General features: G+C 73.0%; 29 protein-coding genes and 1 tRNA gene. 19 read left to right on the forward strand and 11 right to left on the reverse strand.

All coding sequences use genetic code 11. The features are described from left to right. The first annotated feature begins 30 nt into the window (after positions 1 to 30). Positions 31 to 234 (forward strand): ribbon-helix-helix domain-containing protein, encoded by a 204-nt coding sequence (locus NMK34_RS05125; protein WP_013731632.1) that lies wholly within the window; start codon positions 31 to 33, stop codon positions 232 to 234. Beyond that, complete coding sequence (locus tag NMK34_RS05130) at positions 231 to 608, forward strand: type II toxin-antitoxin system death-on-curing family toxin (RefSeq protein WP_318332417.1); 378 nt, start codon at positions 231 to 233, stop codon at positions 606 to 608. Before NMK34_RS05125 ends, NMK34_RS05130 begins: the two co-directional genes overlap by 4 nt. 114 nt (positions 609 to 722) lie before the next feature. Here the strand turns inward: NMK34_RS05130 and NMK34_RS05135 are convergent, their stop codons facing one another. Beyond that, positions 723 to 911 carry a hypothetical protein gene (locus NMK34_RS05135; protein WP_176921700.1) on the reverse strand — a complete coding sequence of 63 codons (189 nt, stop codon included), beginning with the start codon at positions 909 to 911 and terminating at the stop codon, positions 723 to 725. A 178-nt stretch (positions 912 to 1,089) separates the two neighbouring features. Between NMK34_RS05135 and NMK34_RS05140 the strand changes: the two genes are divergently transcribed. From NMK34_RS05140 to NMK34_RS05150, 3 genes are read left to right on the forward strand one after another with little or no spacing between them, the layout of a single operon-like run. After that, positions 1,090 to 1,278 carry a hypothetical protein gene (locus tag NMK34_RS05140; protein WP_318332418.1) on the forward strand — a complete coding sequence of 63 codons (189 nt, stop codon included), beginning with the start codon at positions 1,090 to 1,092 and terminating at the stop codon, positions 1,276 to 1,278. A 48-nt stretch (positions 1,279 to 1,326) separates the two neighbouring features. Then, on the forward strand, positions 1,327 to 1,659 hold the full coding sequence (locus NMK34_RS05145) for a PadR family transcriptional regulator (protein ID WP_030271259.1): 333 nt from the start codon (positions 1,327 to 1,329) through the stop codon (positions 1,657 to 1,659). Then, positions 1,656 to 2,621 (forward strand): HAAS signaling domain-containing protein, encoded by a 966-nt coding sequence (locus tag NMK34_RS05150; RefSeq protein ID WP_318332419.1) that lies wholly within the window; start codon positions 1,656 to 1,658, stop codon positions 2,619 to 2,621. The genes NMK34_RS05145 and NMK34_RS05150 overlap by 4 nt, the downstream gene beginning before the upstream one ends. A gap of 78 nt (positions 2,622 to 2,699) precedes the next feature. Here the strand turns inward: NMK34_RS05150 and NMK34_RS05155 are convergent, their stop codons facing one another. Next, on the reverse strand, positions 2,700 to 3,017 hold the full coding sequence (locus tag NMK34_RS05155; RefSeq protein ID WP_318332420.1) for a helix-turn-helix transcriptional regulator: 318 nt from the start codon (positions 3,015 to 3,017) through the stop codon (positions 2,700 to 2,702). A 309-nt stretch (positions 3,018 to 3,326) separates the two neighbouring features. On the opposite strand from NMK34_RS05155, the gene NMK34_RS05160 reads away from it, so the two are divergent. From NMK34_RS05160 to NMK34_RS05195, 8 genes are all read left to right on the forward strand, one after another. Beyond that, positions 3,327 to 4,013 carry a dienelactone hydrolase family protein gene (locus NMK34_RS05160; protein WP_318332421.1) on the forward strand — a complete coding sequence of 229 codons (687 nt, stop codon included), beginning with the start codon at positions 3,327 to 3,329 and terminating at the stop codon, positions 4,011 to 4,013. Between the two features lie 19 nt (positions 4,014 to 4,032). Beyond that, positions 4,033 to 4,746 (forward strand): uracil-DNA glycosylase, encoded by a 714-nt coding sequence (locus NMK34_RS05165; protein WP_318336276.1) that lies wholly within the window; start codon positions 4,033 to 4,035, stop codon positions 4,744 to 4,746. Between the two features lie 20 nt (positions 4,747 to 4,766). Then, complete coding sequence (locus NMK34_RS05170; RefSeq protein WP_318332422.1) at positions 4,767 to 5,498, forward strand: DUF4129 domain-containing protein; 732 nt, start codon at positions 4,767 to 4,769, stop codon at positions 5,496 to 5,498. Continuing rightward, positions 5,495 to 6,079 carry a hypothetical protein gene (locus tag NMK34_RS05175; RefSeq protein WP_318332423.1) on the forward strand — a complete coding sequence of 195 codons (585 nt, stop codon included), beginning with the start codon at positions 5,495 to 5,497 and terminating at the stop codon, positions 6,077 to 6,079. The genes NMK34_RS05170 and NMK34_RS05175 overlap by 4 nt, the downstream gene beginning before the upstream one ends. Further along, positions 6,079 to 7,077 carry an AAA family ATPase gene (locus NMK34_RS05180; protein WP_194798551.1) on the forward strand — a complete coding sequence of 333 codons (999 nt, stop codon included), beginning with the start codon at positions 6,079 to 6,081 and terminating at the stop codon, positions 7,075 to 7,077. Before NMK34_RS05175 ends, NMK34_RS05180 begins: the two co-directional genes overlap by 1 nt. Continuing rightward, positions 7,077 to 8,438, forward strand: coding sequence for a DUF58 domain-containing protein (locus tag NMK34_RS05185; RefSeq protein ID WP_318332424.1), 1,362 nt, complete (start codon positions 7,077 to 7,079; stop codon positions 8,436 to 8,438). Before NMK34_RS05180 ends, NMK34_RS05185 begins: the two co-directional genes overlap by 1 nt. 55 nt (positions 8,439 to 8,493) lie before the next feature. Next, complete coding sequence (locus NMK34_RS05190) at positions 8,494 to 9,057, forward strand: hypothetical protein (protein ID WP_318332425.1); 564 nt, start codon at positions 8,494 to 8,496, stop codon at positions 9,055 to 9,057. A gap of 103 nt (positions 9,058 to 9,160) precedes the next feature. Beyond that, the gene (locus tag NMK34_RS05195) at positions 9,161 to 10,492 is read left to right on the forward strand and encodes an NAD(P)/FAD-dependent oxidoreductase (RefSeq protein ID WP_013284111.1); all 1,332 of its coding nucleotides are present in this window, start codon (positions 9,161 to 9,163) and stop codon (positions 10,490 to 10,492) included. Positions 10,493 to 10,548: 56 nt separating this feature from the next. On the opposite strand, the gene NMK34_RS05200 is transcribed toward NMK34_RS05195, so the two are convergent. After that, positions 10,549 to 12,378: a hypothetical protein gene (locus NMK34_RS05200; RefSeq protein ID WP_318332426.1), complete on the reverse strand. Its 1,830-nt coding sequence runs from the start codon at positions 12,376 to 12,378 to the stop codon at positions 10,549 to 10,551. 90 nt (positions 12,379 to 12,468) lie between these two features. On the opposite strand from NMK34_RS05200, the gene NMK34_RS05205 reads away from it, so the two are divergent. The 4 genes from NMK34_RS05205 to NMK34_RS05220 all read left to right on the forward strand — a co-directional run bounded on the left by NMK34_RS05205 (position 12,469) and on the right by NMK34_RS05220 (position 14,725). Next, positions 12,469 to 12,549, forward strand: a tRNA-Leu gene (locus NMK34_RS05205). 111 nt (positions 12,550 to 12,660) lie between these two features. Then, positions 12,661 to 13,503, forward strand: a complete 843-nt coding sequence (locus NMK34_RS05210) for a Bax inhibitor-1/YccA family protein (RefSeq protein ID WP_318332427.1) — start codon at positions 12,661 to 12,663, stop codon at positions 13,501 to 13,503. A gap of 125 nt (positions 13,504 to 13,628) precedes the next feature. Continuing rightward, the gene (locus tag NMK34_RS05215; RefSeq protein WP_318332428.1) at positions 13,629 to 14,387 is read left to right on the forward strand and encodes a Bax inhibitor-1/YccA family protein; all 759 of its coding nucleotides are present in this window, start codon (positions 13,629 to 13,631) and stop codon (positions 14,385 to 14,387) included. A gap of 17 nt (positions 14,388 to 14,404) precedes the next feature. Next, positions 14,405 to 14,725: a hypothetical protein gene (locus tag NMK34_RS05220; protein WP_318332429.1), complete on the forward strand. Its 321-nt coding sequence runs from the start codon at positions 14,405 to 14,407 to the stop codon at positions 14,723 to 14,725. Between the two features lie 107 nt (positions 14,726 to 14,832). Here the strand turns inward: NMK34_RS05220 and NMK34_RS05225 are convergent, their stop codons facing one another. The 4 genes from NMK34_RS05225 to NMK34_RS05240 are packed head-to-tail and all read right to left on the reverse strand — an operon-like array spanning position 14,833 to position 19,566. Further along, positions 14,833 to 16,308: a CYTH and CHAD domain-containing protein gene (locus NMK34_RS05225; protein WP_318332430.1), complete on the reverse strand. Its 1,476-nt coding sequence runs from the start codon at positions 16,306 to 16,308 to the stop codon at positions 14,833 to 14,835. A gap of 40 nt (positions 16,309 to 16,348) precedes the next feature. Beyond that, positions 16,349 to 17,611, reverse strand: a complete 1,263-nt coding sequence (locus tag NMK34_RS05230; RefSeq protein ID WP_318332431.1) for an acetyl-CoA C-acetyltransferase — start codon at positions 17,609 to 17,611, stop codon at positions 16,349 to 16,351. 58 nt (positions 17,612 to 17,669) lie between these two features. Then, positions 17,670 to 18,482, reverse strand: a complete 813-nt coding sequence (locus NMK34_RS05235) for an SGNH/GDSL hydrolase family protein (RefSeq protein WP_318332432.1) — start codon at positions 18,480 to 18,482, stop codon at positions 17,670 to 17,672. A gap of 37 nt (positions 18,483 to 18,519) precedes the next feature. After that, a complete protein-coding gene (locus tag NMK34_RS05240; protein WP_318332433.1) occupies positions 18,520 to 19,566 on the reverse strand; it encodes an SGNH/GDSL hydrolase family protein in 1,047 nt (348 codons plus the stop codon). 141 nt (positions 19,567 to 19,707) lie between these two features. Here NMK34_RS05240 and NMK34_RS05245 point away from each other — a divergent pair, with 141 nt between their 5' ends. Together NMK34_RS05245 and NMK34_RS05250 are read left to right on the forward strand one after the other, a co-directional pair. Next, complete coding sequence (locus tag NMK34_RS05245; protein WP_318332434.1) at positions 19,708 to 20,064, forward strand: YkvA family protein; 357 nt, start codon at positions 19,708 to 19,710, stop codon at positions 20,062 to 20,064. A 76-nt stretch (positions 20,065 to 20,140) separates the two neighbouring features. After that, on the forward strand, positions 20,141 to 21,511 hold the full coding sequence (locus NMK34_RS05250; protein ID WP_318332435.1) for a cystathionine beta-synthase: 1,371 nt from the start codon (positions 20,141 to 20,143) through the stop codon (positions 21,509 to 21,511). Between the two features lie 95 nt (positions 21,512 to 21,606). Here the strand turns inward: NMK34_RS05250 and NMK34_RS05255 are convergent, their stop codons facing one another. From NMK34_RS05255 to ngg, 4 genes are all read right to left on the reverse strand, one after another. After that, complete coding sequence (locus NMK34_RS05255) at positions 21,607 to 22,119, reverse strand: GNAT family N-acetyltransferase (RefSeq protein ID WP_318332436.1); 513 nt, start codon at positions 22,117 to 22,119, stop codon at positions 21,607 to 21,609. Continuing rightward, on the reverse strand, positions 22,116 to 23,045 hold the full coding sequence (locus tag NMK34_RS05260) for a ribonuclease Z (protein ID WP_091330183.1): 930 nt from the start codon (positions 23,043 to 23,045) through the stop codon (positions 22,116 to 22,118). Before NMK34_RS05260 ends, NMK34_RS05255 begins: the two co-directional genes overlap by 4 nt. Before the next feature lie 306 nt (positions 23,046 to 23,351). Further along, positions 23,352 to 24,536, reverse strand: a complete 1,185-nt coding sequence (locus tag NMK34_RS05265) for an osmoprotectant NAGGN system M42 family peptidase (protein WP_318332437.1) — start codon at positions 24,534 to 24,536, stop codon at positions 23,352 to 23,354. Beyond that, entirely contained in the window at positions 24,533 to 26,371 is a 1,839-nt protein-coding gene (ngg, locus tag NMK34_RS05270; RefSeq protein ID WP_318332438.1) for an N-acetylglutaminylglutamine synthetase, read from the reverse strand. The genes NMK34_RS05265 and ngg overlap by 4 nt, the downstream gene beginning before the upstream one ends. Position 26,372 lies beyond the last annotated feature (1 nt).

Genomic DNA, 26,372 nt, shown 5'->3' on the forward strand with positions numbered 1-26,372 from the left:
TTCCCTGCGTGCGGCCGGTATGATTTCCATATGGTCACCACTGTCAATCTTCCTGACGGACTGCACGAGCGGCTCAAGCAGCTTGCCGAGCAGGAGCACCGGTCGATGAACGCCACCATCGTTGTCGCAGTCGAGGAGTACGTCTCGGCGCGCAATCATCGTGCCCGCGTGCGGGATCTTGCGCGGGAGGTTGCCGAGCGTGACGCTGAGCTGCTGCGGCGGTTGGCGGAGTGATCAACTACCTCGAGGTCGACGACCTCGTGGAGATCGCCTCGATCGTGTTGGGTGAGACGCCGCAGGTCCGTGATTTCGGTCTGCTCTCTTCGGCGGTGGTCCGCCCGGCCACCGTGGCGTTCGGCCAGGAGGCTTACCCCGATCTCTGGACCAAGGCCGCCGCGCTGCTGCACTCGGTCTGCATGAACCATGCGCTGATCGATGGGAACAAGCGTCTCGCCTGGGCGGCGGCGCGCGTGTTTCTGGCCCTCAACGAGGTGCCGATCCAGGACGTCGATGTCGATCAGGCCGAGGCTCTCGTGATGTCGGTGGCCAGCGGCACCCTGACCGAGGTCTCGGACATCGCCCGCGAACTCCGCAAGCTCTATCTCTGAGCCATCAAGTCTCGCCTAGCCCTCGTCCGCGTTTCCGTGGCGGTGATCAAGGAGCTGTGTCTGGTCGGGGCGCCGGTGAGAACACGAACTCCTTGGTCAACGGGACGGGCGGGGTTAGTCCGTCGCCAGGTCGGGGCGGTGTTCCCTGATCCACTTCTCGACGTCGGACTTCCGCCAGACCTTGCCCATCGCCAGCACGGCGATCGGCTCCGGGAAGTTGCGTTGGTTGGCGATCACGGATGCGCGCTGACGCGACACGTTGCCGAGCATCGCCCGGATCTCCGACACGCCCACCAGCTCCACACGTTGACGATGGCAGCGTCGGCGTCGCCGAACAGCGACAACTACGGAGGCTATTGACGTTGACAACAGGGCGCGACACGATCGGGGGATGACCGTGAGGAACTGTTCTCCCGTACCCGATCGCAGTCGCCGTGCGGTGCGGCCGCACGTACCGATGCGGCCCCTGTGGTTGTGCCGGGTGTGCGCGGCCCCCTGGCCGTGTCAGCCGGCCCGCCTGTTGCTGCTGCTGGACTACCGGCGCGACCGCGTCGCCCTGTCGATCCACATGGCGGGCTGCCTGTTCGACGCCACCGCCGACCTGATGGCCGCCAACCCGAACCCGGCCGACCTGTTCGACCGTTTCATCGGGTGGACCGCCCACCCGTAGGTGCTGTGTCGTTGACGGTAGTGCGCAATGCGCACTAGTGTGCGGAGCGTGGATACCACGCAGCTCCTCAAGGGCGTGCTCGACCTGGCGGTGCTCGCCGTGCTCAAGGACGAGGACGGATACGGCTACGACATCCTGCGGCGGCTGCGCGAAGCCGGTCTGACCGAGGTCGGCGACGCCTCGGTCTACGGCACGCTGCGCCGGCTGTTCGCGGCCGGTCTGCTCACCACGTACGTGGTGCCGAGCGAATCCGGGCCGCACCGCAAGTACTACTCGCTCAACGCCGCCGGGCGTGACCAGCTCACCCGCTCCGGCAAGACCTGGCGCTCGTTCGCCACCACCATGGACGCACTGCTCGACGATCGGGGGATGGCGGCATGACCGTCACTGGGCAGGAGATCACGGACTACGTCGACCGGGTACGCGCGGCGCTCGCCGACCTGCCGCCGGCGGTCCGCGACGAGCTGACCGAGGACCTTCCGGAACACCTCGCCGAGGTGGCCGCCGAGGGCGAGGGCGCGCTCGTGGACCGGCTGGGCACCCCCGAGGCGTACGCGGCCGAGCTGCGTGCCGCCGCCGGCGCCGGGGAGGGGCGGCGACCGGCGCGCTTCCACCGGCTGGCCGAGGCGCGGGAGCGGGCGGCCACGCAGACCCGTCTGCTCGACCGTCAGCTCGGCCCGGTGCTCGGGCACGAGACGGTGAGCGACTTCCTGCGTCCGCTGCGCCCGGCCTGGTGGCTGGTGCGTGGCTGGCTGGCCGCGTTGCTGATCAGCGTGATGGTGGACGGTGGCCGGCCCGGTCTGCTGCCCCGGCCGGACGACAACGCGTCGGCCGGCCTGCTGCTGCTCATCGGCGCGGTGGTCGCGTCACTGTGGCTCGGCCGCCGTTCCGCGGGCTTCACCGGCTGGCCGCGCCGCCTGCACCGGCTGGGTACGGCCGGGCTGCTGCTCTTCGGCTCCGCGGTGCTCGTCGATGTGGACCGGAACGCCAGTTCCGACGTCTACAGCGGCTACGAGCAGACGTCTGTCGACCGGCGGTACGACCGGATCGAGGACGTCTTCGTCTACGACCAGCAGGGGCGGCTGATCCGCGACGCGCAGCTGTTCGACCAGAACGGCGTGCCGATCCGGCTCGGCTGGCCGAACTGCCTGGACTCGTCCGGCGCCGTGCCCGCACCCCGCAACGCCTACCCGTACTGTCCGGAGCTGGCACCGTTCGGCGCACCGGCCTCGCCGTCGATCGCCCCGCCCGCACCCGCACCCACAGGCAGCGCCACTCCGACCGCGCCCACCCCGACCGCGCCCAGCACCAGCGCTTCCCCGGAACCCACGTCAACACGCTAGAGCGCGTGATCCCGCGAGATCTTGGTACGAAACGGCCCTCATAGGCCGGAATCCTCCAAGATCTCGCGGGATCCGCTGTCAGGCGATGGCGGCGATGTCACCGTCGTCGAAGTAGATCGCCTGGTGGAGCCGGCCACCCAGCGCTGCGGCGAATCGGGCCACCACCTCCTGGCCGGAGATCTTTCCCTGCTCGATCTGGGAGACCCGTCCCTTGGTGACGCCCATCCGGTCGGCGACCTGCTGCTGGGTCAAGCCGCGCGCTCGCCGTACCTCCGCGAGGCGATGGCCGACGACCTCGGCGAGGAGTTCCTGCTTACCCGTATCGACCGCCTCTTCCCCGCCGGCCCGGGCGACGTGGTCGGCGCGGATGTCCTGCCACCGGGAGTAGTCGCTCATGCCTTCCCCTCCTCTCGTGCCCGGTCCTTGAGGTAGAGCTCGTAGCGGTGCTCGGCGACGGGAACGGCCTCCTGATACACGTCTTCCACCGGCCGGACTTGTCGCCGGCGACCAGGTGGATGCTCGGGCGCCACGGGTGGTATAGCAATCGCTATACCCGGCGTGTGTACCTGTCCGGCGGTTCAACAGGAGGTGAATGCCACTGTTGTTCCGTCTTCCCCGCGCCGGTGACGGCGTGGCACGCTACCGGCACGTATCAGCCAACTGGGCGACCAGCCAATGATGACTGACCGCTAGGAGGACGGGCCCATGGGCGAGATGGTGAGCTTCACCGGCAACGGGGGGACGAGCGAGGGGTATCTCGCGATACCCTCCGGCGGTGCGGCCAGCCCGGCGGTCATCGTCATCCAGGACTGGTGGGGACTGGTGCCCCACGTCCGGGCCGTGGTGGACCGCTTCGCCGAGGCCGGCTTCGTCGCCCTCGCGCCCGACTTCCGGCACGGCGGACCGGCCGTGAAGCCGACCGAGCCGCGGCTGATGCTGAACAGCTCCCAGATGGACGAGGCGGCCAGCGACATCGCCGCCGCCGCCGAATACCTGGTGAGCCGCCCCGAGGTCGCCGGCAAGGTGGGCTGCGCCGGGTTCTGCGCGGGCGCCAGCCTGGCCCTGTGGTCCGGCACGTTCTCCGAGCGCATCGTCGCGACCGCCGGGTTCTACCCGCGCCTGCCGTGGGAGGGCATGGCCACCGACTGGGCCGACTACGCCGGGAAGGCAGCGCTCATCCACTGCTCCGAGGCGGACGGCCTGTCCGCCGCCGACGGGGTGCAGAGCGTACGCCGGTCCATCGAGTCCGCCGGCGGCACCTGCCAGACGTTCGACTACCCGGGCACCTCGCACGCGTTCTTCAACGAGGACCGGCCCGAGCACTACGACCAGCGGGCGGCCGCCACCGCCTGGGCCCGCACGCTGGAGCTGTTCCGGGCGAAGCTTGGCTGAGTCGCGTACCCCGCAGGACGTGGTCGCCCGCGCCGCGCGGGCGGCCGACCTGGCCGACCTCGACGGCGCGGTCAGCGACTGCTTCGCCTGCCCGCGCCTGGTGGCGTGGCGGGAGGAGGTCGCCCGGGTCAAGCGGGCGGCCTTCCGCGACCAGGACTACTGGGGACGGCCGGTGCCCGGCCTCGGGCCGTCGGACGCCCGGATCGCGATCCTCGGTCTGGCACCGGCCGCGCACGGCGGCAACCGCACCGGCCGGATCTTCACCGGGGACCGGTCCGGTGACGTGCTGTTCGCCGCGTTGCACCGCGCCGGGCTGGCCAACCAGCCGACGAGCGTGTCCGCGGACGACGGCCTGACGCTGCGCGACACCCGCATCTTCGCCGCCGTGCGATGCGCGCCGCCGGACAACAAGCCCACCCCGGACGAGCGGGACACCTGCGCGCCGTGGCTGCACCGCGAGGTCGAGTTGATCCGGCCCACGCTGCGCGTCGTGGTCGCGCTCGGCGCGTTCGCGTGGGCCGCGTGGTGGCCGGTGCTACGCCAGGTGTACGGGCAGCGACCGCCCACTCCGCGACCGGTGTTCGGTCATGGGGCACACTGGTCCGGCGAGTCGGTGCCGGCGTTGCTGGGCTGCTATCACGTCAGCCAGCAGAACACGTTCACCGGCCGGCTCACACCGGCGATGCTCGACGACGTGTTCACCCGGGCGAAGGACCTGGCCGGGGTGGACTGAGGAACACCTGAGGCGGTGGGATGGATTTCGGCGTACTGCGCAGGTGGTGGCCGGTCGCCGCGGTGACGGTGCTGCTCGCGCTCGCCGCGTTCGCCGCCGGGCACTCCGCCATCGGGGCCAGCCGGATCCCGCCCGTCGCCGACACCATCCCGTACGTGCCGGAGTACCCGTCGCCCGAGGCGGTGCCGTCGATCCCCGTCGAACCCCGCGACGTCGGTGAGTCCACAGCGGGCGGTGTGCCGGGCTGGCTGGCCACCGCCGCCGTGGTGTTGCTGTCCGCGGTGGTGCTGGGCGCCGTCGGGTACGTCCTGTGGACCGTATTCCGGGGCGCGCTGCGGCGCACTACTCGCGCGGTTCCGGTGCGGCGCACCAGGCGTACCGCTGAGGGGACCGCCCGCGAGGTGGTGGCCGCGCTCGACGCCGGACTCGTCGAACTGGACGACCGATCCACCGACCCGCGGACCGCCGTCATCGCCTGCTGGGTACGCCTGGAGGAGGCCGCCGAGGACGCGGGAGTGCCCCGGCACACCGGTGACACCCCGACCGACCTGGTCGGCCGGCTGCTGCGCGGCGACGCGTCGGCCGGTATCCCGGCGATCGCCAGCGCCGACGTGCTCGACGGGTTCGCGCACGTCTACCGGGAGGCCCGGTACGCCACGCACCCGGTCGACGAGCACACCCGGGACCAGGCCCGCGCCGCGCTGCGCCGGCTGCGCGGCGAGCTGACCAGCCTGGCGGGGGAGGCGTCGTGAGCACCAGCATCGACGACCTGCTCTCGTTCGGCGAGGAGCCCGCCGGGGAGGACGTCCGGCCCTCGGGCGGCGGGCGGGCGCGCCTGCTGGTGCGGAGTGCCGCGGTCACCGCAGCCGTCGTCGTCGTGGTCGTGGTCGGGCTGCGCGCGGTCGGCCTGAAGGTACCGATCTGGATCATCGTGGCCGGGGTGCTCGCCGTGCTCGCCGTACGCCGGGTCACCGCCGCGCTCTCGCCTCCGCCGCCGCCCCGCGCGGGCGCCCGGGCACCCGCCGGCGAGGAGCCCGGCACCTGGAACTGGTCCGCCCGGGACGCGCTGCGTGCCGCGATCAACGGCTGGGAGCGCCCGCTGGACTGGTGCGGTGGCGATCAGGGGCGGTTCAACGAGCGCATCCTGCCCCGCCTCGGCGAGCTGGCCGACGAACGGCTGCGCCAGCGCCACGGCGTCACCCGTGAGTCCGACCCGGCCCGCGCCCGGGCGGTGCTCGGCGAGCCACTGTGGACGTTCCTCGCCACCCCCGTCCGCCGCCCCCCGTCGCCGCACGACCTCGCGGCGATCGTCGCCGAACTGGAGAAGATCTGATGAACGACGTGGACCGGAGCATGGCCCCCGCCGAGGTGGGCCGGCTCGCCCGGGCCGTCCTGGAGGCGGTCGGCACCGTCGTGGTCGGCAAGCGGGACGCGCTGGAGCTGGTGCTGGCCGGCATCCTCGCCGGTGGTCACGTGCTGCTGGAGGATCTGCCCGGCCTGGGCAAGACGCTCACCGCGCGCTGCTTCGCGCAGGCGCTCGGGCTGGACTTCCGGCGGCTCCAGTTCACCCCGGACCTGCTGCCCGCCGACGTGACCGGCTCGTTCCTCTACGACCAGAGCAGCGGCGACTTCGCCTTCCGCGCCGGGCCGGTGTTCACCAACCTGCTGCTCGCCGACGAGATCAACCGGACGCCGCCGAAGACGCAGTCGGCGCTGCTGGAGGCGATGCAGGAGAAGCAGGTCTCGGTGGAGGGCGTGACCTACCGCCTGGACGAGCCGTTCCACGTGCTCGCCACCGCGAACCCCATCGAGTACGAGGGCACGTACCCGTTGCCGGAGGCGCAGCTCGACCGGTTCCTGCTGCGGGTCTCGTTCGGCTACCCCAGCCACGACGAGGAGTGGGACGTGCTGCGCCGCCGGATCGCCCGCCGCCGCGAGGAGGCGGAGATCAAGCCGGTGGTGGACGCCGCCACGCTGCGCGCCATGCAGGCCGCGCTGGAGGACGTGGTGGTCGAGGACTCGGTCGGCCGTTACATCGTGGCGCTCACCGCCGCCACCCGGGAGCATCCGTCGGTGCTCGTCGGCGCGTCCCCGCGCGGCTCGCTGGCGCTGCTGCTGCTGTCCCGGGTCCGGGCGGTGCTCGCCAACCGGGACTACGTGGTGCCGGAGGACGTCAAGGCGGTGGCGGCGCCCGCGCTGGCGCACCGGATCACGCTGCGGCCGGAGATGTGGCTGCGCCGCGTCGACCCGTCGTTCGTGGTCGGCGAGGTGCTGGAGTCGACGCCCGCCCCGGCCAGCGGCGCGCTGCCCAGCTACGCCGCCGGACGCTGATGGACCGGGCCGACGCGGCGAGCGGCTGGGCGCCCACCTGGGCGCTCGGCCGGGCCGTGCTGCTCACCGGCGTGCTGCTCGTCGCGGCCGTCCTGCTCGGCCGCATCGACCTGGTGGTGCTCGCCACGCCGTTCGCGCTCGGGACCGCGTACGCGCTGCGCCGCCGCCCCGCCGGGCTGCCCGAGCTGGAACTGGGCGTGGGGGACACCCACCTGGTCGAGGGCGCGCCGCTGGCCGCCAGCGTCGCCGTGGCCAATCCCGACCTGATCGGGTACGACCTGGCGGTGGTCCGGACCCGGATGTCGCGCTGGCTGCGGGTGGAGCAGGTCGGCTTCGGCGGCACCGGGCTGGACGTGAGCCGCTCCGGCGGGGCGGACCGCCCGTTCGTCACCTCCGTACCCCCGGGCAGCGCCGTCGACCTGGAACTGACCGGCACCGCCCTGCGGTGGGGACGGCACCCGATCGGCCCGGCCGGGGTGCGGGTAGCCGCCGCCGACGGGCTGCTGGTCTCCCGCGCGGTGATCACCGACCCGATCCGGGCCCGGGTCTATCCGCGTACCGAACCGTTCGATGCGGTCGAGGCGATGCCCCGGGCCGCCGGGCTGGTCGGTGCGCACCGGTCGCGGCGGCCGGGCGAGGGCGGTGAACTGGCCGGGGTACGCGTGTTCGCACCCGGCGACCGGCTGCGCCGGATCGACTGGCGGGTGTCGCTGCGGGCCCGCCAACTGCACGTCGCCGCCACGCTCTCGGACCGGGACGCCGAGGTGGTGGTGCTGCTGGACGTGCTGGCCGAGGCCGGGCGCTCCGGTGGCGTGAACGGCACCGCGTCGGTGCTGGACACCACCGTGCGGGCCGCCGCCGCGATCGCCGAGCACTACCTGCACCGCGGTGACCGGGTGTCGATGCTGGAGTACGGCCCGGCCGCCCGCCGGTTGCGTCCGGCCACCGGTCGGCGGCAGTACCTCACAGTGCTGGAGTGGCTGCTCGACGTGCAGGCCACGACGTCCCCGCACGAGCCGTACGACCAGGTGTTCGGCCCGCAGGTGCTCTCCTCGGACGCGCTCGTGGTGGTGCTCACCCCGCTGCTCGACGAGCGGTCCGCGCAGATGCTGGCCCGGCTGGCCCGGGGCGGGCGGTTCGTGGTGGCGGTGGACACGCTGCCGGCCGAGCTGCCGGTGCCGAAGGAGCGCGGCTGGGCCGAGGTGGCGTACCGGCTGTGGCGGCTCGACCGGGACACGATGATCGGCCAGCTCCGCGAGCACGGCGTGCCGGTGGTGCGCTGGGCGGGCGCGGGCAGCCTGGACGAGGTGCTGCGCGACGTGGCCCGCCTGGCGACCGCCCCGAAGGCAGGACTGCGGTGAGCGCGAGGAACGCAGCGAAGCGGAGTCCCGCAGTCGCGAACGAAAGGCCGGCTCAGTGACGGACGCCCTGGTCGAGCGGGTGCGGGCGCTGCGGTACGCGGCCGCCCGGGTCAGCCCGCTGCCGCTGCTCGTCCGCGGCGGCATCTTCCTCACCGTGCTGGCCGGCTTCCTGCTCGCGTACCCGGTGCAGGCCCTCACCCCGCGCTCGCTGCTGGCCATGACGGTGGCCGCGGTGCTCCCGGCGGCCGGGCCGCGCCGGATCTGGCCGACGTTCACCTCGCTGGTGACAGTCGGCGGCTGGCTGCTGGCCACGCTCGGCTTCGACCGGCCACCGGCGCTGTGGCGGCTGCTCGCCGTGGCGACGCTTCTCTACCTGGCGCACTCGCTGTGCGCGCTGGCCGCGCTGCTGCCCTACGACGGGCTGATCGATCCGGACGTGGTGCTGCGGTGGCTGGGCCGGGCGGGCGGCGTGGTGCTCGCCAGCGCCGTGCTCGGCGTGGTGCTGGCGTGGCTCGGGGGAGTGGGCGGCACCGACGGCTCCCAGGCCGCGACAGTGGCGGGACTGCTGGTGGCGGTGGGGCTGAGCGGCTTGCTGGGCTGGCTGCTCCGGCGCAGGTGACCCAGCGTTCCAGGGACGTTGCGCAGGTCACACCGGTTGTGCTCCGTCACAGAAGGGGGTCTCGCGCGGGATTACCCGAAGCACCCGGGGAAAGATAGATGACGTGAACCCGAAGCGGATCCTTGTCGTGGGTGCCGGTCACGTGGGCCTGTACGCCGCTCTGCGCCTGTCCAAGAAGCTGAGCAGGCGTGAGGCGGAGGTCATCGTCGTCGACCCGCAGCCGCACATGACGTACCAGCCGTTCCTCCCGGAGGCATCGGCGGGCAACATCTCCCCTCGGCACGCCGTGGTGCCGCTGCGGCGGGAGTTGCGCAAGTGCACCGTGGTGGCGGGCACCGTCACCCGGATCGACCACGACCGCATGACCGCCGTGGTGCAGCCGATCAGCGGCCCGGCCCGGGAGATCCAGTACGACCACGTGGTGGTCGCCCCCGGCTCGGTCTCCCGCACCCTGCCGATCCCCGGCCTGCACGAGAACGGCATCGGGTTCAAGACCATCGGCGAGGCCATCTTCCTGCGCAACCACGTGCTGGACCGGCTCGACGTGGCGGCCTCCACCACCGACCCGGCGGTCCGCAGCCGTGCGCTGACGTTCGTCTTCGTGGGCGGCGGCTACGCCGGCATCGAGGCGCTCGCCGAGATGGAGGACATGGCCCGGGACGCGCTGCGCTACTACCCGGAGCTGAAGCCGGAGGACATGCGCTGGGTGCTCGTCGAGGCCACCCAGCGGGTGCTGCCCGAGGTCGACCGGGACATGGGCGCCTACACGGTGCAGCAGCTGATGAAGCGGGACATGGACATCCGCCTGGACACCCGGCTGGAGTCCTGCGTCGACGGTGTGGTGAAGCTCTCCGACGGCGACAGCTTCCCGTCCGACACCATCGTCTGGACCGCCGGCGTGAAGCCGTCGCCGATGCTCGACGCGACGGACTTCCCGCGTGACGAGCGCCGCCGGGTCACCTGCCGGCCGACGCTGCAGATCGTGGACGGCGACCGGGTGGTCGAGGGCGCGTGGAGCGCCGGTGACTGCGCCGCCGTACCGGACCTGACCAAGGAGCCGGGTAACTTCTGCTCGCCGAGCGCCCAGCACGCGGTGCGGCAGGCGGCGCGGATGGCCGACAACATCGCGAACGTGATCCGCGGGCGCGAGCCGGTCGACTACAAGCACAAGCACGCCGGCAGCGTGGCGAGCCTCGGCCTGCACAAGGGCGTGGCGCAGGTCTACGGCATCAAGATGACCGGCTGGCCGGCGTGGTTCATGCACCGGACGTACCACATGTCGCGGATCCCCTCGTTCAACCGCAAGGTGCGCGTGGTGGTCGACTGGACGCTGGCGTTCTTCCTCAAGCGTGAGGTGGTCGCGCTGGGCCAGCTGCACGACCCGCGCGAGGAGTTCGCCGAGGCGTCCGCCCCGCCGGTCGCCGCGCGCGTCTGACGCGTTTCGCGTAAGGGCCCTTCCCGTACGGGAGGGGCCCTTCGCCGTGTCCGGACTCAGAAGCGCCAGGTCCAGGCGTCGGCGAGCCGCGTACCCGGCCGCCCGAACAGCTGCTCCACGGTGCGGCGCAGCATCTCCGCGTGCGGCGTGTCGTCTGTCACCGCGACGCACGAGGCGTGCCAGAACTCGACGTCCCGGGCGGCCTGGCGGCGTTGCCGGTCACCGATCGCGGGCGCCACGCCCCGGCGGGCCACGTCGGCGAGCAGCGCCGAGGTGGGACGCTGCCAGGTGCCCATGGTGGCCGTGCCGTGCGGGCCGTACGGGCCGATGAAGAAGCCCTCCGGCATGGCGAACGCGACGCCGGTGGCGGTGGCCCAGCGCATCGGCCAGGGATCCTGCGGGGTGGCGGTGGGCACCGGCACCAGCACCCCGCCGGGGCGTACGCACTTCTGCCAGTGGCCGCCGGTGACGAACTCGGGCAGTGACGGCCGGTCCATCGTGGGCAGCGGCGTGGGGAAGACGCTGAGCAGCGCCGCGCCGGCCGCGAACGGGACGAGCCGGCGGGCCCGGCCGGGTTCGGCGAGCGCCCGGTGCACGGCGAGGGTGAGCACGGTGCCGACGAGCGGCAGCACCGCCAGCGCGAAACGCATCGGCAGCGCGCCGTCCACCACCGGCAGCCCGGCCAGCAGCGCGTACGGGCCGGGGATTCCGGTCCGCTCACCGCCCGCCACCACCTGCGGGCCGAGAGCCAGCGCGGCCATCGTCAGCGCCCCGGCCACGAGCGCCACCACCGGGGCCCGCCGCCCCAGCCAGACCACGCAGGCGGCGGCGACCAGCAGCAGCGGCCAGCCCAGGAACGTGGTGAACTCGGCCGGACCGGTGGTGAGCCGTACCGCCTCCGGGCTGCCGAACACCGTCAGCGCGGACAGGCGGGTCCAGCCGATCAGGTCGGCGGAGAAGTAGGCGGGTGGGAACATGCCGTCCGCGACGCCCTGCGGGCCGGCGAACTGCACCCACAGCGGGTACGCCAGCACCGGCAGCGCCAGCCCGGCGGCGACGAGCAGGCCACCGGCGAACCCGGAACCGGCCCGGCGCAGCAGGTCCCGGTCGGCCAGCCCGTACGCGACGGCGGTCACCGCCAGGGTGAGCGCGGCGAAGAACAGCACCTCCTCGCCGACGAAGACCTGCACGGTGACGACAGCGGCGAGCCCGGCCGCGGAGGAGGCCGTCCGGCGGCGGTCCCGGCCGTCCGGGCGACCGGCCGGGTCGGCGGCGCGCAGCAGCCGGACCACGAGCCACACCAGCACCGGGACCAGCCACTGCGCGGTCATGTGCAGGTGGCCGTTGCTCTGCGAGACCATGCCCGGCCCGAAACCGCAGAGCGCCGCGCCGAGTACGGCAGCGAGCCGGCGGGCCCGCAGCACGCGGGTGAACAGCAGGTACCAGGCGAGCGCCGTACCGGCCATGTTCGCGGCGACGAGCAGCGCGAACGTGACGGGCGCCCCGAACGCCAGCGTGACCGGGGCGAGCAGCACGCCGAGCGCCACGACCGAGGTGTTCGCCATCAGGTTGACCCCGTCCGGCGCGTTCAACCGGCCGGTGACCAGGCTCAGCTCGCCGCGCAGGGCACGCGCGTCCAGCGCCAGGAACCACTCGTAAAGCGTCTGGTCCGCCGGGTTGAGGGCGAGTGCGCGCGTGCCCGGCGCCGGCCAGAGGCCGTGGGTGAGCCAGGCGGCGAGCGCGACGAACGCCAGCGCCACGAGCAGGTCCGCGCGGTGCCGCCGGACGGCGGCCGTCACCCGCCGCGTGACCCCCGCCGGACCGGCCGCCCGGCGGTGATCGGGCCGGAGGGCCGGGCGGGCGGCGCTGGTCACGGCCTCGACCATAACGGCCGCACCCGCCGGGGTACGCCGCGTCGCGACCGAGCCGCTACGGTGAGATCTGCACCGCCGCGTGTCGACGCGCCGGTGTCACCCGCCCGGGTGGTGGAACGGCAGACACGGCCGCCTTAAAAGCGGCTGCCGCAAGGCGTGCGGGTTCGACCCCCGCCCCGGGCACGTGAACTCTCAGGTTTCCCACAGCTAGCCGTGGCGCGCGCGATTGCGCCCACGTCTACCCTGGAGTAGCACGTCTTTCGTGCGATCGACCCCCTGAGGGAGGCCTGAGAAGTGAAGACCTCGAACCCGGTGCTCGCCCGGCTCGGCCAGGCGGCAGAGCGTGAGCGGGCGGCCGGGTACGCCCAGCCCGGGCCGTACGGTCAGCCCGGATACCCCCAGCAGTACCCCCAGCAGCCCTACGCCCAGCCCTACCCGGGCGGCTACGGCCAGCCGGTGGCCCCGCCCACCGTGACCCCGATGACGCTCGACGACGTGGTCGTCAAGACGGTCCTCATGCTCGCCATCCTCGGCGCCTCGGCCGCGGCGGCCTGGGTGCTCGTGCCGGACTCGCTCGTCGGCGTGGCCTGGATCGGCGCCGCGGTGGTCGGCCTGGTGCTCGGTCTGATCATCTCGTTCTCGCGGATGGCCAACCCGGCGCTCGTCGTGGCGTACTCGGTCATCGAGGGCGTCTTCGTCGGCATGGTCAGCAAGGCGTTCGAGTCGCTCTACGACGGCATCGTGCTCCAGGCGGTCGTGGCCACGTTCGGCGTCTTCTTCCTGATGGCGATGATCTACAAGGCGCGGATCATCCGGGCCACCCCGAAGTTCGCCCGGATCATGGTGGCGATCATGGCCGGCCTGTTCGGCGTGATGCTGGTCAACCTGGTGCTGGCGCTGTTCGGCGTGAACACGCACCTGCGTGACGGCAGCCCGCTCGCGATCGGCTTCAGCCTGGTCTGCATCGTGGTGGCGTCGCTGAGCTTCGTGCTCAACTTCGCCGACATCGAGGAGGGGGTCCGGATGGGCCTCCCGCAGCGCTACTCCTGGACCGCCGCCTTCGGCATCGTGGTCGGCCTGGTCTGGCTCTACATCGAGATCCTGCGGCTGCTCAGCTACTTCCAGGGCGACGACTGACATCACGCCCTCCCCGACGACGCCCGCCTGCCGCATCCGCGGCGGCGGGCGTCGCCGTTTCCCCGCCCCCGCCGGGCCGCCCGGGGCAGAGTGGAATCCGGGTACGTGGGCGGGAGGTGGTCACGGTGCGCAGTGCCAACCCGGTGCTGGACCGGCTGGACGACGTCGGCCGTACCGAGCGGCAGGTGCTCGGGGCCGGGACCGCCGACACGATGACTGTCGCCGACGTGGTCAGCCGGACCGTGGGCCTGCTGCTGGTCACCGGCGTCACGGCGGCGGTGTCCTGGGTGGTGGTGCCGCAGGCCGCGTGGATCTCCGCCGCGCTCGCCGGGAGCGCGCTGGCCAGCCTGGCCCTGGTGCTCGTCATCTCGCTGAGGCAGATCACCAGCCCGCCGGTCGTCGTCGGGTACGCGGTGCTCCAGGGCCTGCTGCTCGGGGTGGCCAGCCGCGCCTTCGAACTGGTCTATCCGGGCATCGTGGCGCAGGCGGTGGTCGGCACGTTCGGCGTCTTCCTCGGCATGGCGGTGCTCTACCGGGCCCGGCTGGTCCGCGCCACCCCGCGCCTGGCCCGGCTGGTCATCGGCACGCTCGTCGGGATCGTGGCGATCGGCCTGGTCAACCTGTTCGCCTACCTGTTCACCGGGCGGCAGGGGGTGGTCGTCTACAGCCTCAGTGACCGGGTGGGCTGGTTGCCGTACCTGTTCTCGGTGGTGGCGATCATCGCGGGCGCGCTCAGCTTCATCCTCGACTTCGACCTGGTCGAACGGTCGGCCGCGAACCGGCTGCCCCGCCGCTACGCCTGGTACTGCGCCTTCGGTCTGCTGGTCGGGCTGATCTTCCTGTACTGGCAGATCCTCCGCCTGCTCAGCTACGTACGCCGCTGACCGTAGACTCGGCGGCGATGAGCGCAGCGGAACTGGACCGGGCGGTGACCCTGCTGGTCCGACAGGTCGGGCACTGGCAGCAGCCGCGCTGGTCGGCCAAGGCGGACGGCGGCAACGTGTCCCGGGCCGACCTGGTGCACAAGCTGGTCCAGGAGATCGCCAACCTGGCCGCCGACGCGGCCGGTGAGCCGCGCCGCGACGTGCCCCGTCTCCCCAGCGACCTCGCCCTGCCCGACCAGCTCCGCGTGGTCACCGCCGACCTGACCCTCGCCGACCCCCCGGACCAGGTCCTGGCCGCCGCCACCGACGCGGTGACCCGAACCCGTACCGCCCTCTGACCAGCCCCCGCCCTCAGCCGGGTCGATCATGAAGTTGGCGGCGACAAAACGGGCGTCGATCCCCGCCAACCTCATGATCGACGGAGAAGGGGAGGGTGGTCAGGGCTTCAGCCAGCGGCGGACCTTGCGGTGTCTTGAGCGGTCGCGGGCCCGCAGGACCGCGGGCGGTCGTGGCCGGCGGCCTCCGCCTGCCTCGCGTGCAGCAGGCCGTACGTGAACGTGTTCTCGCCGTCGGCGTACGCCTGGAGCGCCTGCCGCCGCAGCACCTCCCGGGTGACCACCGAGTCCTGGTGGGTGCCGAGCAGATCCTGGAGCGCCTTGAACCGCTTCACCAGCCGGGCGGCCCGCTTGCCGGCGGCCGGCTCGCGCACCTCGACCGCGTAGCGGGCGGCCTTGAGCTTCTTGCGCGCCTCGTGCAGCGCGGCGTCGCCGTCCGGCCCGGTGGTGGCGAGCGCCCGGTCCAGCCGGGTGTCGGCACGGCGCACCGCCTTGCGGATCCGGCGGTCCACCCAGCGCCGGCCGACGTCGGCGGGCGGGGCGTCGGCCAGCCGATCCAGGCGGGTCAGCAGGGCGGGATAGCGGTCGGAGTCCAGCGCGGCCCGCAGCGCGGTGGTCGCCTCGGCCCGGTCGGCGGCGAACCGTTCGCCGATGCGCGCCGCGACCGGGCCGAGCACCAGCTCGTCCGGCAGCTCGTGCACCGCCTCGGTGAGCCGGGCGGCCATCACCTGGGTGTCGCGGACCCGGCCCAGCTCGGCGCCGAGCCGGCGCAGCTCGGCCCGGACCGCCTCGCTCTCCCGGCGGTCCCACAACCCCCGGAAGGTACGCAGGGTCGCCCGCAACCGCCGGGTCGCCACGCGCATGTCGTGGACCGCGTCCTCGTTCCCCTGGTACGCGGCCGCGTGGTTGCCGACGATCGCGTCCCGCTGTGCCCTGACGTACTCCAGGACCGGTCCCGCCGGGCCGTCCGCCTCCCGGTCGTCGAAGCGTTCGATCCGGCCGGCGACGGCCCGGTGCGACTTGCTGACCGCCACCTCACGGGCGCCTGCCGCGCGCAGCCGCTCCCCGAGGGCGTCGAGCAGCGCATCGTCGCCCTCGACCAGCTCGATCTCGATCTCGTGCCAGGTCCGCGCGGTGCCGTCCACCAGATCCTCGGACCGGACGTCGTCCTCGGCCACCTCGGCCAGCACCCGGCCGTCCGCGCCCAGCAGCCGGTGTTCCCGGCGGTGGTTGACGACCCGGGCCGCCGGAGCCACAGGGCGACCGCGCGACGCGCCTCGGATCAGCGCGACCAGCTCGGGCGGCGGGCCGTCGTCGGACGCCCCGGCCGGGAACTGGTGCTCGACCCGGGCGCCACCGACCGCGCCCACCTTGAGGTGCCAGCCCGCGTCGTGCCCGCCGGTACGCCGGCGCAGCGCGTGCCCGCTGCGCAGCAGGAGCAGGTCGTCGGTGTCCCAGTAGACGGCGTCCAGATCCGAGACGGTGGCGTCGGACATGGTCACGACGCCACCGCACCCGGTCAGGTCGGGCAGCCGGAAACCCTCGTCGCCGGAGTACTTGCGCTCACGTTCCACGACGGTCGCCATGCGGCCTCCCGTACCCGGCCCGCGCACCGGCGAACCGGTCTCAGCTCAGTCGTTCGAGCACCATCGCCATGCCCTGGCCGCCGCCGACGCACATGGTCTCCAGACCGATGGTCTTGTCGTGCCACTCCAGCGCGTTCAGCAGCGTGCCGGTGATCCGGGCGCCGGTCATGCCGAACGGGTGGCCGACGGCGATCGCGCCACCGGCGACGTTCAGCTTCTCCTCCGGAATGCCGAGCTGCCGGTACGAGGGGATCACCTGGGCGGCGAACGCCTCGTTGATCTCGACCAGGTCGACGTCGTCGATGGTCATGCCGACGCGCTTGAGCGCCTGCTTCGACGCCTCGACCGGACCCAGGCCCATGATCTCGGGAGAGAGTGCGGTGACACCGGTGGAGACGATCCGGGCCAGCGGGGTGAGCCCCAGCTCGGACGCGCGCTGCGCGCTCATGATCACCACGGCGGCGGCGCCGTCGTTGAGCGGGCAGCAGTTGCCGGCGGTGATCCGGCCGTCCGGGCGGAACACCGGCTTCAGACCGGCCACGGCCTCCAGGGTCACCCCGGCACGCGGGCCGTCGTCGGTGCTGACCACCGTGCCGTCCGGCGTGGTGACCGGGGTGATCTCACGGGCCCAGAAGCCGTCGGCGATCGCCTTCTCGGCGAGGTTCTGGCTGCGGACGCCGAACGCGTCCATGTCCTCGCGGGTCACGTCGTACGCCTGGGCCAGGTTCTCGGCGGTCTGCCCCATGGCGAGGTAGATGTCGGGGAGCTGCCCGGCCTCGCGCGGGTCGGTCCACACCTCGGCACCGCCCTGGGCGCGGGCCGTGGAGCGCTCCCGTGCCTCGGCGAAGCGGGGGTTCTCCCAGCCGCCGCCGACGAGCGCCTGCGCCTCCGGCGGCAGCGTGTCCGAGTTGCCCCGGGCGTACCGGGAGACCATCTCCACGCCGGCGGAGACGAACACGTCACCCTCACCGGCCCGGATCGCGTGCATCGCCATCCGGGTGGTCTGGAGCGAGGACGCGCAGTAGCGGGTCAGCGTGGCGCCGGGCAGGCCGTCGAGGCCCATCAGGGTGGCGACCACCCGGGCCATGTTGAAGCCCTGCTCACCGCCGGGCAGACCGCACCCGAGGTAGAGGTCGTCGATGGTGGTGGGATCGAGCGCCGGGACCTTGTCGAGGGCGGCCTGGACGATGGTGGCGGCGAGGTCGTCCGGGCGGACCTCGCGGAGGGAACCCTTGAACGCGCGGCCGATGGGGGACCGGGCGGTGGCGACGATGACGGCGTCGCGGGGCGACTCAATCGGCATGAACCAACGTTAACGCGCGAGTAACATGCCCGGGAAGCCGCGAGGCGGGCGGGAAATGTCACCCCGTGGGCGGCTGCCGGTGATGCCGGAACGCGACGGCAGCGGCCGCCTCGACCGCCGGGAGCAGGGCGTGCGCCCAGACCCGGTACCCGTCGGCCGACGGGTGGAAGCCGTCGTGGCAGAGCGTGCCCGCGTCCGCGCGGAACACCGGACCGGTCTCGGTGCCCAGATCGACGACGGTTCCGCCGGCGTCCAGCACGGCCGCCGTCTGGGCCCGCGCCATCCGCCGCCCGGACCAGCCCAGCACCTGACGCAGCGGTGTGGCGACAGCGCGTACCGCCCCGAGATCGGGGCACGTGCCCACCACCACCTCGACGTGCGCCTCCCGCAGACGGCGTACCGCCGAACCGAGATAGGCCGCCGCGTCGCCGGGCCGGGACATCGCGGTGGCGTCGTTCGCCCCGATCAGCACCACCGCCACGTCCGGCCGCTCGCCGAGTAACGCCCGGGCCACCTGGGTCGCCAGGTCGGTGGCGCGCGAGCCGGAGACCCCCACGCTGGACAACTGCACCCGGCGGCCGGTCGGCCCCTCCGCGAGCAGGTTGGCGAGCTGACCGCCGATGGTGTCCTCGAACCGGTCGACGCCCACACCGAGCGCCGACGAGTCACCCAGCAGCACCAGCCGCAGCGGCGGCGCGTCCGCGCGTCCGACCGTCGCGCGCAGCACCAGACCCAGCTCGGGCTGGGCGTACTCGCGGGTCCGGGCGGCGATGGCCTGGCCGGCCAGGACCGCCGCGCCGCCGACAGTGCCGGCGAGCAGCGACAGGGCCGCGGCCCGGCCCCACCGGGCCACCTCACCACGCTCGCTCATGCCGTCACCTCCCGGCCGATTCGCTCGCTGCGCTCGCTCATGCCGTTCCCTCCAGCGTTGCCGAGTCGGCGGCGCTGCCGGTCGGTGGCACCGCGCCGACGCCGAAGAAGGCCCGCCGGCGAAGCTGCGCCCACCGCCCGCCCGGCCCGCGGTCACGACCCCGGAGCTGGGCGCCGCTGACCTCCGTGCCGGCGTGCCGGGCCGCCTGGTGGGCGGCCTCCGGGAGCGACCGTACGCCTTCCACGCCGGGCAGGACAGGCCTGCGTTCCGGGACCGCGCCCAACGCGGACAGCACGGTGGGCAGCAACGCCGCCGCGGCTATCGCGTACCCCTCGGCGGAGGGGTGGAACCGGTCCCAGGCGAACATCCGCCCGGGGTCGGCGGCGAACCGCGGCCCGAGCATGTCGCCGAGCGAGACGGCACGGCCGCCGGCCTCGACCACGCCCACCGTCTGCGCGGCGGCGAGCTGGCGGCTCCAGCGCCGGGCCAGCCAGCGCAGCGGCGGCTGGATCGGCCGGATGGTGCCCAGGTCGGGGCAGGTGCCGACGACCACCTCACAGCCGGCCGCTCGGAGCGTGCGGACCGCGTCGACCAGGTATCGCACCGCTACCGAGAACGGTGAGCGGTTGGTGACGTCGTTGCCGCCGACCAGGATCACTGCGACATCCGGCGCGACCTCCAGGGCGGACTCGACCTGCGGCTTCAGCCCTGACGACAACGCGCCGACCACGGCGAACCGGTGCAGCCGGACCGGCCGGTGCAGGCGGCGGGACAGCCCGGTGGCCAGCAGCGAGCCCGGTGTCTCCCGGCGCCTGTGCACGCCGTACCCGGCCGCTGAGGAGTCGCCCAGGATGACCATGGTGATCGGCGGGCCGGGCAGTCTCGCGCCGTACACACCGTCACAGCGCGGCGGCGGGGCCTGCGCCATCGGGATGGTGCGGCGGGCCTGCCGGGCCTGGCCGAGCAGCACCCCACCGGTGGCGGCGGTGGCCGCCACCGTGGCGCCCGTGCCGATCGCCGCGAGGCGGGCGATCTGCCGGGCGCGCTGCCGGCGGACCGGCGCGACGGAACCAGCGTCCCCCATGAACCGACAGTATCGCGCCGGTACGACCACTGCTGTCCTTGATCGGATGGCTGGGCGGTGCCCGGACTGGGTACCGATGGGGGCAGCGGACATGGACTTGCCATCGGGCCGCACCATGGTCGAGCGGAGAGGGGCGACATCATGGGGAAGACGTTGAAGCGCAGCGCCGCGTTCGCGGCGCTGGCCCGGGCGCTGGCGGCTGGTACGCGGGGCGGGCCGTCGCTCGGGGCACGGCTGGCGGCGCTGCCGCGGATGGTCCGCGCGACCACCCGGGGCGAGTACGACGGCGGCCTGCGCCTGGCGCTGATGGCCGGGGCGACGGCGTACATCGTCTCCCCGATCGACCTGCTGCCGGAGATCCCGCTGGCGATCTTCGGGCTGGCCGACGACGCGGTCATGGTCACCTGGCTGGCCGGCAGCGTGCTCGCCGAGACCGAGCGGTTCCTGGAGTGGGAGGCACGTCGCAGCTCCGTCATCCCCGGGCATGCGGTGCCCTGACGGCACGTACGCTGGTCGGCGAACTGACGGCTGACCGACCGCCCCACGACGGCGGCGCGACGAAGGGCACAACGAGGTGCAGTACTACGACAACGTCGTCGAGCTGATCGGCAACACCCCGCTGGTACGCCTGCGCAACGTCACCGAGGGCATCCAGGCCACCGTGCTGGCGAAGGTGGAGTACGTGAACCCGGGCGGCTCGGTCAAGGACCGGATCGCGCTGCGCATGGTGGAGGACGCCGAGAAGGCGGGCATCCTGCGGCCGGGCGGCACGATCGTGGAGCCGACCAGCGGCAACACCGGCGTCGGGCTGGCCCTGGTGGCCCAGCTCAAGGGCTACCGATGCGTCTTCGTCTGCCCCGACAAGGTCAGCCAGGACAAGCAGGACGTGCTGCGCGCGTACGGCGCCGAGGTGGTGGTCTGCCCGACCGCCGTCGCGCCGGAGGACCCGCGCTCCTACTACAACGTCTCCGACCGGCTGGCCCGGGAGATCCCCGGCGCGTGGAAGCCCAACCAGTACAGCAACCCGGCCAACCCGCGCTCGCACTACGAGACCACCGGCCCGGAGCTGTGGCGGCAGACCGAGGGCAGGATCACCCACTTCGTCGCGGGCGTCGGCACCGGCGGCACCATCTCCGGCATCGGCCGCTACCTCAAGGAGGCGTCCGAGGGCCGGGTCAAGGTGATCGGCGCGGACCCGGAGGGCTCGGTCTACTCGGGCGGCACCGGCCGGCCGTACCTGGTCGAGGGCGTCGGTGAGGACTTCTGGCCGGAGACGTACGACCGGGGGATCGCCGACGAGATCGTCGAGGTGTCGGACAAGGAGTCCTTCGAGATGACCCGCCGGCTGGCCCGCGAGGAGGGTCTGCTGGTCGGCGGCTCCTGCGGCATGGCCGTGGTGGGCGCGCTGGAGGTGGCCCGCAAGGCCGGCCCGGACGACGTGATCGTGGTGCTGCTGCCGGACGGCGGCCGGGGCTACCTGTCGAAGATCTTCAACGACAAGTGGATGGCCCGGTACGGCTTCCTTGACGACTCGGGCACCGAGCCGACCGTCGCCGACGCGCTCACCGGCAAGCCCGGTGGCCTGCCCGAGCTGGTGCACGTGCACCCGACCGAGACGGTCCGCGACGCCATCGACTACATGCGCGAGTACGGGGTCTCCCAGCTCCCGGTGCTCAAGGCCGAGCCGCCGGTGGTGACCGGTGAGGTGGCCGGCTCGATCGCCGAGAAGGACCTGCTCGACGCGCTGTTCACCGGCCAGGCCCACCTGCACGACACGATCGAGCGGCACATGGGCGAGCCGCTGCCGATGATCGGCGGCGGGCAGCCGGTGAGCGAGGCGGTCGGGCTGCTGGAGAAGGCGGACGCGGCGCTGGTGCTGGTCGACGGCAAGCCCAAGGGCGTGCTGACCCGCCAGGACCTGCTGGCCCACCTCGGCGCCCGCTGACCCTCCGCGTTGTAAGGAAGGGCCCCTTTTTAACACCGCGGCGGTGTTAAAAAGGGGCCCTTCCTCTACCGGAGGCGTTAAGAAGGGGCCCTTCCTTACATCAAGTGGCGGGCGTAGCGGAGCTGGGGGACGAGCACCCGGCCGATGTGCTCGTCCCGCTGCTCACCGGTGGCGACCCAGCCGCCGCGCTCGTAGAACCCGCGCGCCGCGCCGTTGTCCCGCAGCACCCACAGCACCGCTCGCCTCCATCCCCGGGCCCGCATCGCGTCGAGCGCGTCCACCATCAGCGCCCGGCCGGTGCCCCGGCCCCGCTCGGACGGCTCCAGGTGGATCGCGTTGAGTAGCCCGGTCGCCGGGTCGCCCTCGTCGTCGGGCCCGAGGTAGCTGAAGCCCACCAGCCGCCCGTCCCGCTCGGCCACCGTCATCCGGTGGTCGGAGCCCTCCCAGGTCAGCCGCTCCACCCAGTAGCGGCCCATCGCCTCGGGCGTCGGGTCGGCCAGCGCCTCGGGCGGCAGGAACGACGAGTACGCCGCCGCCCGTGAACGCTGGTGCAGGGCGCCGACCGCCATCACGTCGGCCTCGGTCGCGGAACGTAGGGAGATCGTCACCCGGGCGACGGTACCCGCCGGGGCGGCACCTGTACCGTCTGAAGATCCTCGGCGATCACCAGATCACCGGAGAAGTGCTCCCGGGCCTCGTCGTGGAAGCGGCGCGGGTCGGCGTACCGCTGGGAGAAGTGGGTGAGCACGAGCGTCCGTACCCCCGACTCGGCCGCCACCCGCGCGGCCTGGCCGGCGGTGAGGTGCCCGACCTCGGCGGCGAGGGCCGCCTCCGACTCCAGGAACGTCGACTCGATGACCAGCAGGTCGGCGTGCTCGGCCAGCGCGTACACGCCGTCGCAGAGCCCGGTGTCCATCACGAACGCGAACCGCTGCCCCGGCCGGGTCACGCTCACCTCGTCGCGGGTCACGCGGCGTCCGTCGCGGTCCAGGTGCCCGTCGCGCAGCAACCGCCCCACGTCCGGACCGGCGATGCCGTACGCGGTCAGCCGCTCCGGAAGCATCCGGCAGCCGTCCGGCTCGACCAGGCGGTACCCGTACGTCTCGATCGGGTGCCGCAGCCGGCGGGCCTCCAGCGTGCCGATGCCCAGGGTGATCCGCTGCCCGTCGGCGTCGATCGGCTCGACGGCGAGTTCGGCGGTCTCGTGGAAGCTGGAGGCGTGCCGCAGCCGGGCGAAGTATTCGGCGCCGCCGGCCGGGAAGTGCACCGCCACCGGGCGCGGTACGCGGTCCAGCGAGAGCCGCTGGATCATGCCGGGCAGGCCGAGGCAGTGGTCGCCGTGGAAGTGGGTGACGCAGATCCGGGTCAGGTCGGTGGCGGTGACCCCGGTGTGCAGCATCTGCCGCTGGCTGCCCTCGCCCGGGTCGAAGAGGATCACCTCGTCGTCCCAGCGCAGCAGGTAACCGTTGTGGTTGCGTTGCCGGGTCGGGGCCTGGCTGGCCGTTCCGAGCACCACCAGCTCACGCATGGACACGGCATCCTCCGGAAGGCAAAAAGCGACCCCCGGGGCTTCCGCGCTCGCGCGCGGGCCGGCTGGACTGGGCCGGCACCCCGGGGGTCGGGTGGCTGTCGTGGTTTCGCCGCACCGCTGCCACACGGTCTCGACGATCCTGCAGGTGCCCGCCTCGCGGCGGGCGAGTTTTCACTGTCGAGGACAGCGGCTAGCGGACAGCCACCTCACGAGTCCGATTGCTATACAAGTCTGGACCACCTCCTTTCCCGTGTACCGCCACGCTATCCACTTCGCGGCGGCCGCGGCAACGGATTTCGATCACAGGCGTCAGTCCAGGCCGATCGGGCCCTCGCGCGGGCCGTCCTCGTTCGCCGGCTGCACGGCCAGCGACGGGAAGTCAGCCAGGTCGCCCTCCGGCTCGGCGTCCCACTCCGGGAAGACCAGTGGGCTCTGGAGGTAGAGGCAGAGCAGCTGAGTGAGCTGGTGCAGGCCGTCGAGGTGGGTGCGCTCGTGGCCGTGGGTGGCGTCCACGCCGAACCCGAGCAGCGCCACCCGGGCGTGCGCCCCGGCCTCGACCGCTGCCGCCACGTCCGAGCGGTAGTAGTCGAACACGTCCCGGACCAGGTCGACGCCGTGCTCCTTGGCGATCGAGGCGAGGTTGCGGGTCAGGTGGTAGTCGAACGGGCCGACCCCGTCGCCCATCGCCAGCGTCGCCGCAGTCTCCCGGGACTGCTGGCCCGGCGCGACCACCGCCGCGTCCACCGAGACGATCTCCGCGACGTCCGGGTCCAGCCCGTGGCTGGCGCCGTGGCCGATCTCCTCGGTGACGGTGACCAGCAGGTGCGCGGTGACCGCCGGGGTGATCCCGGCGTCGACCATCGCCTTGAACGCGGTCAGCACCGCCGCCACGCCCGCCTTGTCGTCCAGGTGCCGGGACTTGACGTACCCGTTCGGGGTGATGGTCGGGTCGGGCAGGAACGCGACGAAGTCCCCGGCGTCGATGCCGAGCGCCCGCAGCCCGGCCTCGTCGTGCACGGGCTCGTCCACCCGCACCTCGACCAGTTCCCAGCCGACGCCCTGGAGGTCGACCGCCTCGTTGTAGCGGTGGCCGCTCGCCTTCAGCGGCAGCACCTGGCCGGTGACGATCCGCTCCAGGTCGTCGGTGAAGATCCGCACGTGGGCGCCCTCGGCGAAGCGGGCGCTGTGCGTACCGATCGGGTTGACCTCCAGCCGGCCGTTCTCCTTGAGCCGCTTCACCATGCCACCGATGGTGTCGGTGTGCACCACCACGGCCCGGTCGGCGCCGGTCGACCGGGGGCCGGGCAGGCAGGCGCTCAGCGCCCCGCGACGGGTCAGCGTGGAGCTGATCCCGATCGCGGAGAGCCGCTCGCCCACGTACTGCTGGATGTGGTCGGTGCGCCCCGACGGGCTGGGGATCTCCAGCAGCTCCACCAGCACCTGGCGGAGGTAGTCGAGGTCGAGCTTGAGCGGTTGGGGTTCGCGTGCGGTCATGCCCCAGAGCCTGCCGCACCGGCCGGCGACCAGAGTCGCTGCGGTGCCCGGGTACCCGGGAAGAGCAGGTCGACGAAGCGCTCGGCGGTCGGCTGCGGCTCGTGGTTGGCCAGTCCGGGCCGCTCGTTCGCCTCGATGAACACGTGTTCCGGCCGGTCCGGGGCGGGGACCAGCAGGTCCAGCCCGGTGACCGGGATGTCCAGCGCCCGGCTCGCCGTGACGCACGCCTCGGCGATCGCCGGGTGCAACTCGGCTGTCACGTCGTGGATCGTGCCGCCGGTGTGCAGGTTGGCCGTCCGCCGGACCGCCAGCACCTCGCCCTCCGGGAGCACGTCGTGCATCCGGTACCCGGCCTCCGCCACCACCTCACGGGTCATGTCGTTGACCGGGATGCGGGACTCGCCGCCGGTGGCTGCCGCCCGGCGCCGGCTCTGCCGCTCGATCAGCTCGGTGATGTCGTGCACCCCGTCGCCGGTGATCTGCGCCGGCCGGCGCACCGCGGCGGCGACCACCTCGTGGTCGATCACCACGACCCGCAGGTCCTCGCCCGCGCGCAGCTCCTCGATCAGCACGTCCGGGCAGAACCGGCGGGCCAGCTCGACGGCGGCGGCCAGGGCCTCCGGCGTACGCACGCCGACGGTGATGCCGTTGCCCTGCTCGCCGCGCGCCGGCTTGACCACCACCGGACCCACGTCGTTCAGGAACGCCACGTCGTCGGGCTCACCGGTGGCGGTGCGCCCGCGCGGCACCGACAGCACCGCCTCGGTGAGGATGCGCCGGGTCACCCGCTTGTCGTCGCAGCGGCTCATCGCCACCGCCGAGGTCAGCTCCGACAGCGACTCGCGGGTGTGGATGGTCCGGCCGCCGGTGGTCAGCTTCAGCTCACCCCAGTGCGGGTCGGTCACCTCGACCCGGATGCCGCGGCGCATCGCCTCGTCCGCGACGATCTTCGCGTACGGGTTCAGCTCGTCGTACCCCTCGGGCATGGCGGGCAGGAACAGGCGCTCGTTGATCGGGTTCTTCCGCTTCACGCAGAGCGTGCCGGTGCGGTGGAAGCCGAGGCGCTCGTACAGCCGGATCGCGCCTGAGTTCTCGGCCAGCACGGACAGGTCGACGAACGCCCGGCCGCGCTCGTCGAGCCGGTCGGCGAGCGCGGTCAGCAGCGCCTGCCCGGTGCCGGGCGGGGCGGTGTTGAAGTCGACGGTGAGGCACCACAGGCTGGCGCCGTCCTCCGGGTCGCCGAAGACCGCGACGTGGTCCACGCCGGTGATGGTGCCGACCACCTCACCGGTGGTGTCCTCGGCCACCAGGTGCAGGAACCGGTCCGTGCCGGCGTTGTCCACCAGCACCTCGACCGGGGCGGTGACCATGCCGTTGCGCGCGTAGATCCGGTTCACCGCCTCGGCGTCGGCGGCGTCCCGCAGCGGCCGGACGGTCAGCCCGGGCACCTCGCCGCCCTCGGTGGCGGCGGGCCGCTTCTCGCCCAGCGGCAGCCGGTACGTCAGCGACGGGTCGATGAACAGTTCGTCCGGCAGCCGGGACACCAGCACGTGCGGGTCGCGCAGGTAGATGCAGATGTCCCGGGCGCCGACCGCCTCGGAGCGCAGCACGTCGGCCACGTGCACCTGGTCGTCGAACGTCTGCCCGAACACCAGCCGGCCCCAGCCGCAGTCCAGTACCACGCCCGAGGCGTCGGTGGACGCGGTCTCCGGCTGCCGCGGCTCCGGCGTACCGGGTGCGATCGGGTCACCGCCGGGGCCGGTGCGTTCCCGGCGCCGGCCCAGCACCCGTTCCCGGTCGGTACGTGCCGTTCCGGTGGCGAGGGTGTCGGTCATG

This window comes from Micromonospora sp. BRA006-A, assembly GCF_033433935.1.
GTDB classification, from domain to species: Bacteria; Actinomycetota; Actinomycetes; order Mycobacteriales; family Micromonosporaceae; genus Micromonospora; species Micromonospora aurantiaca.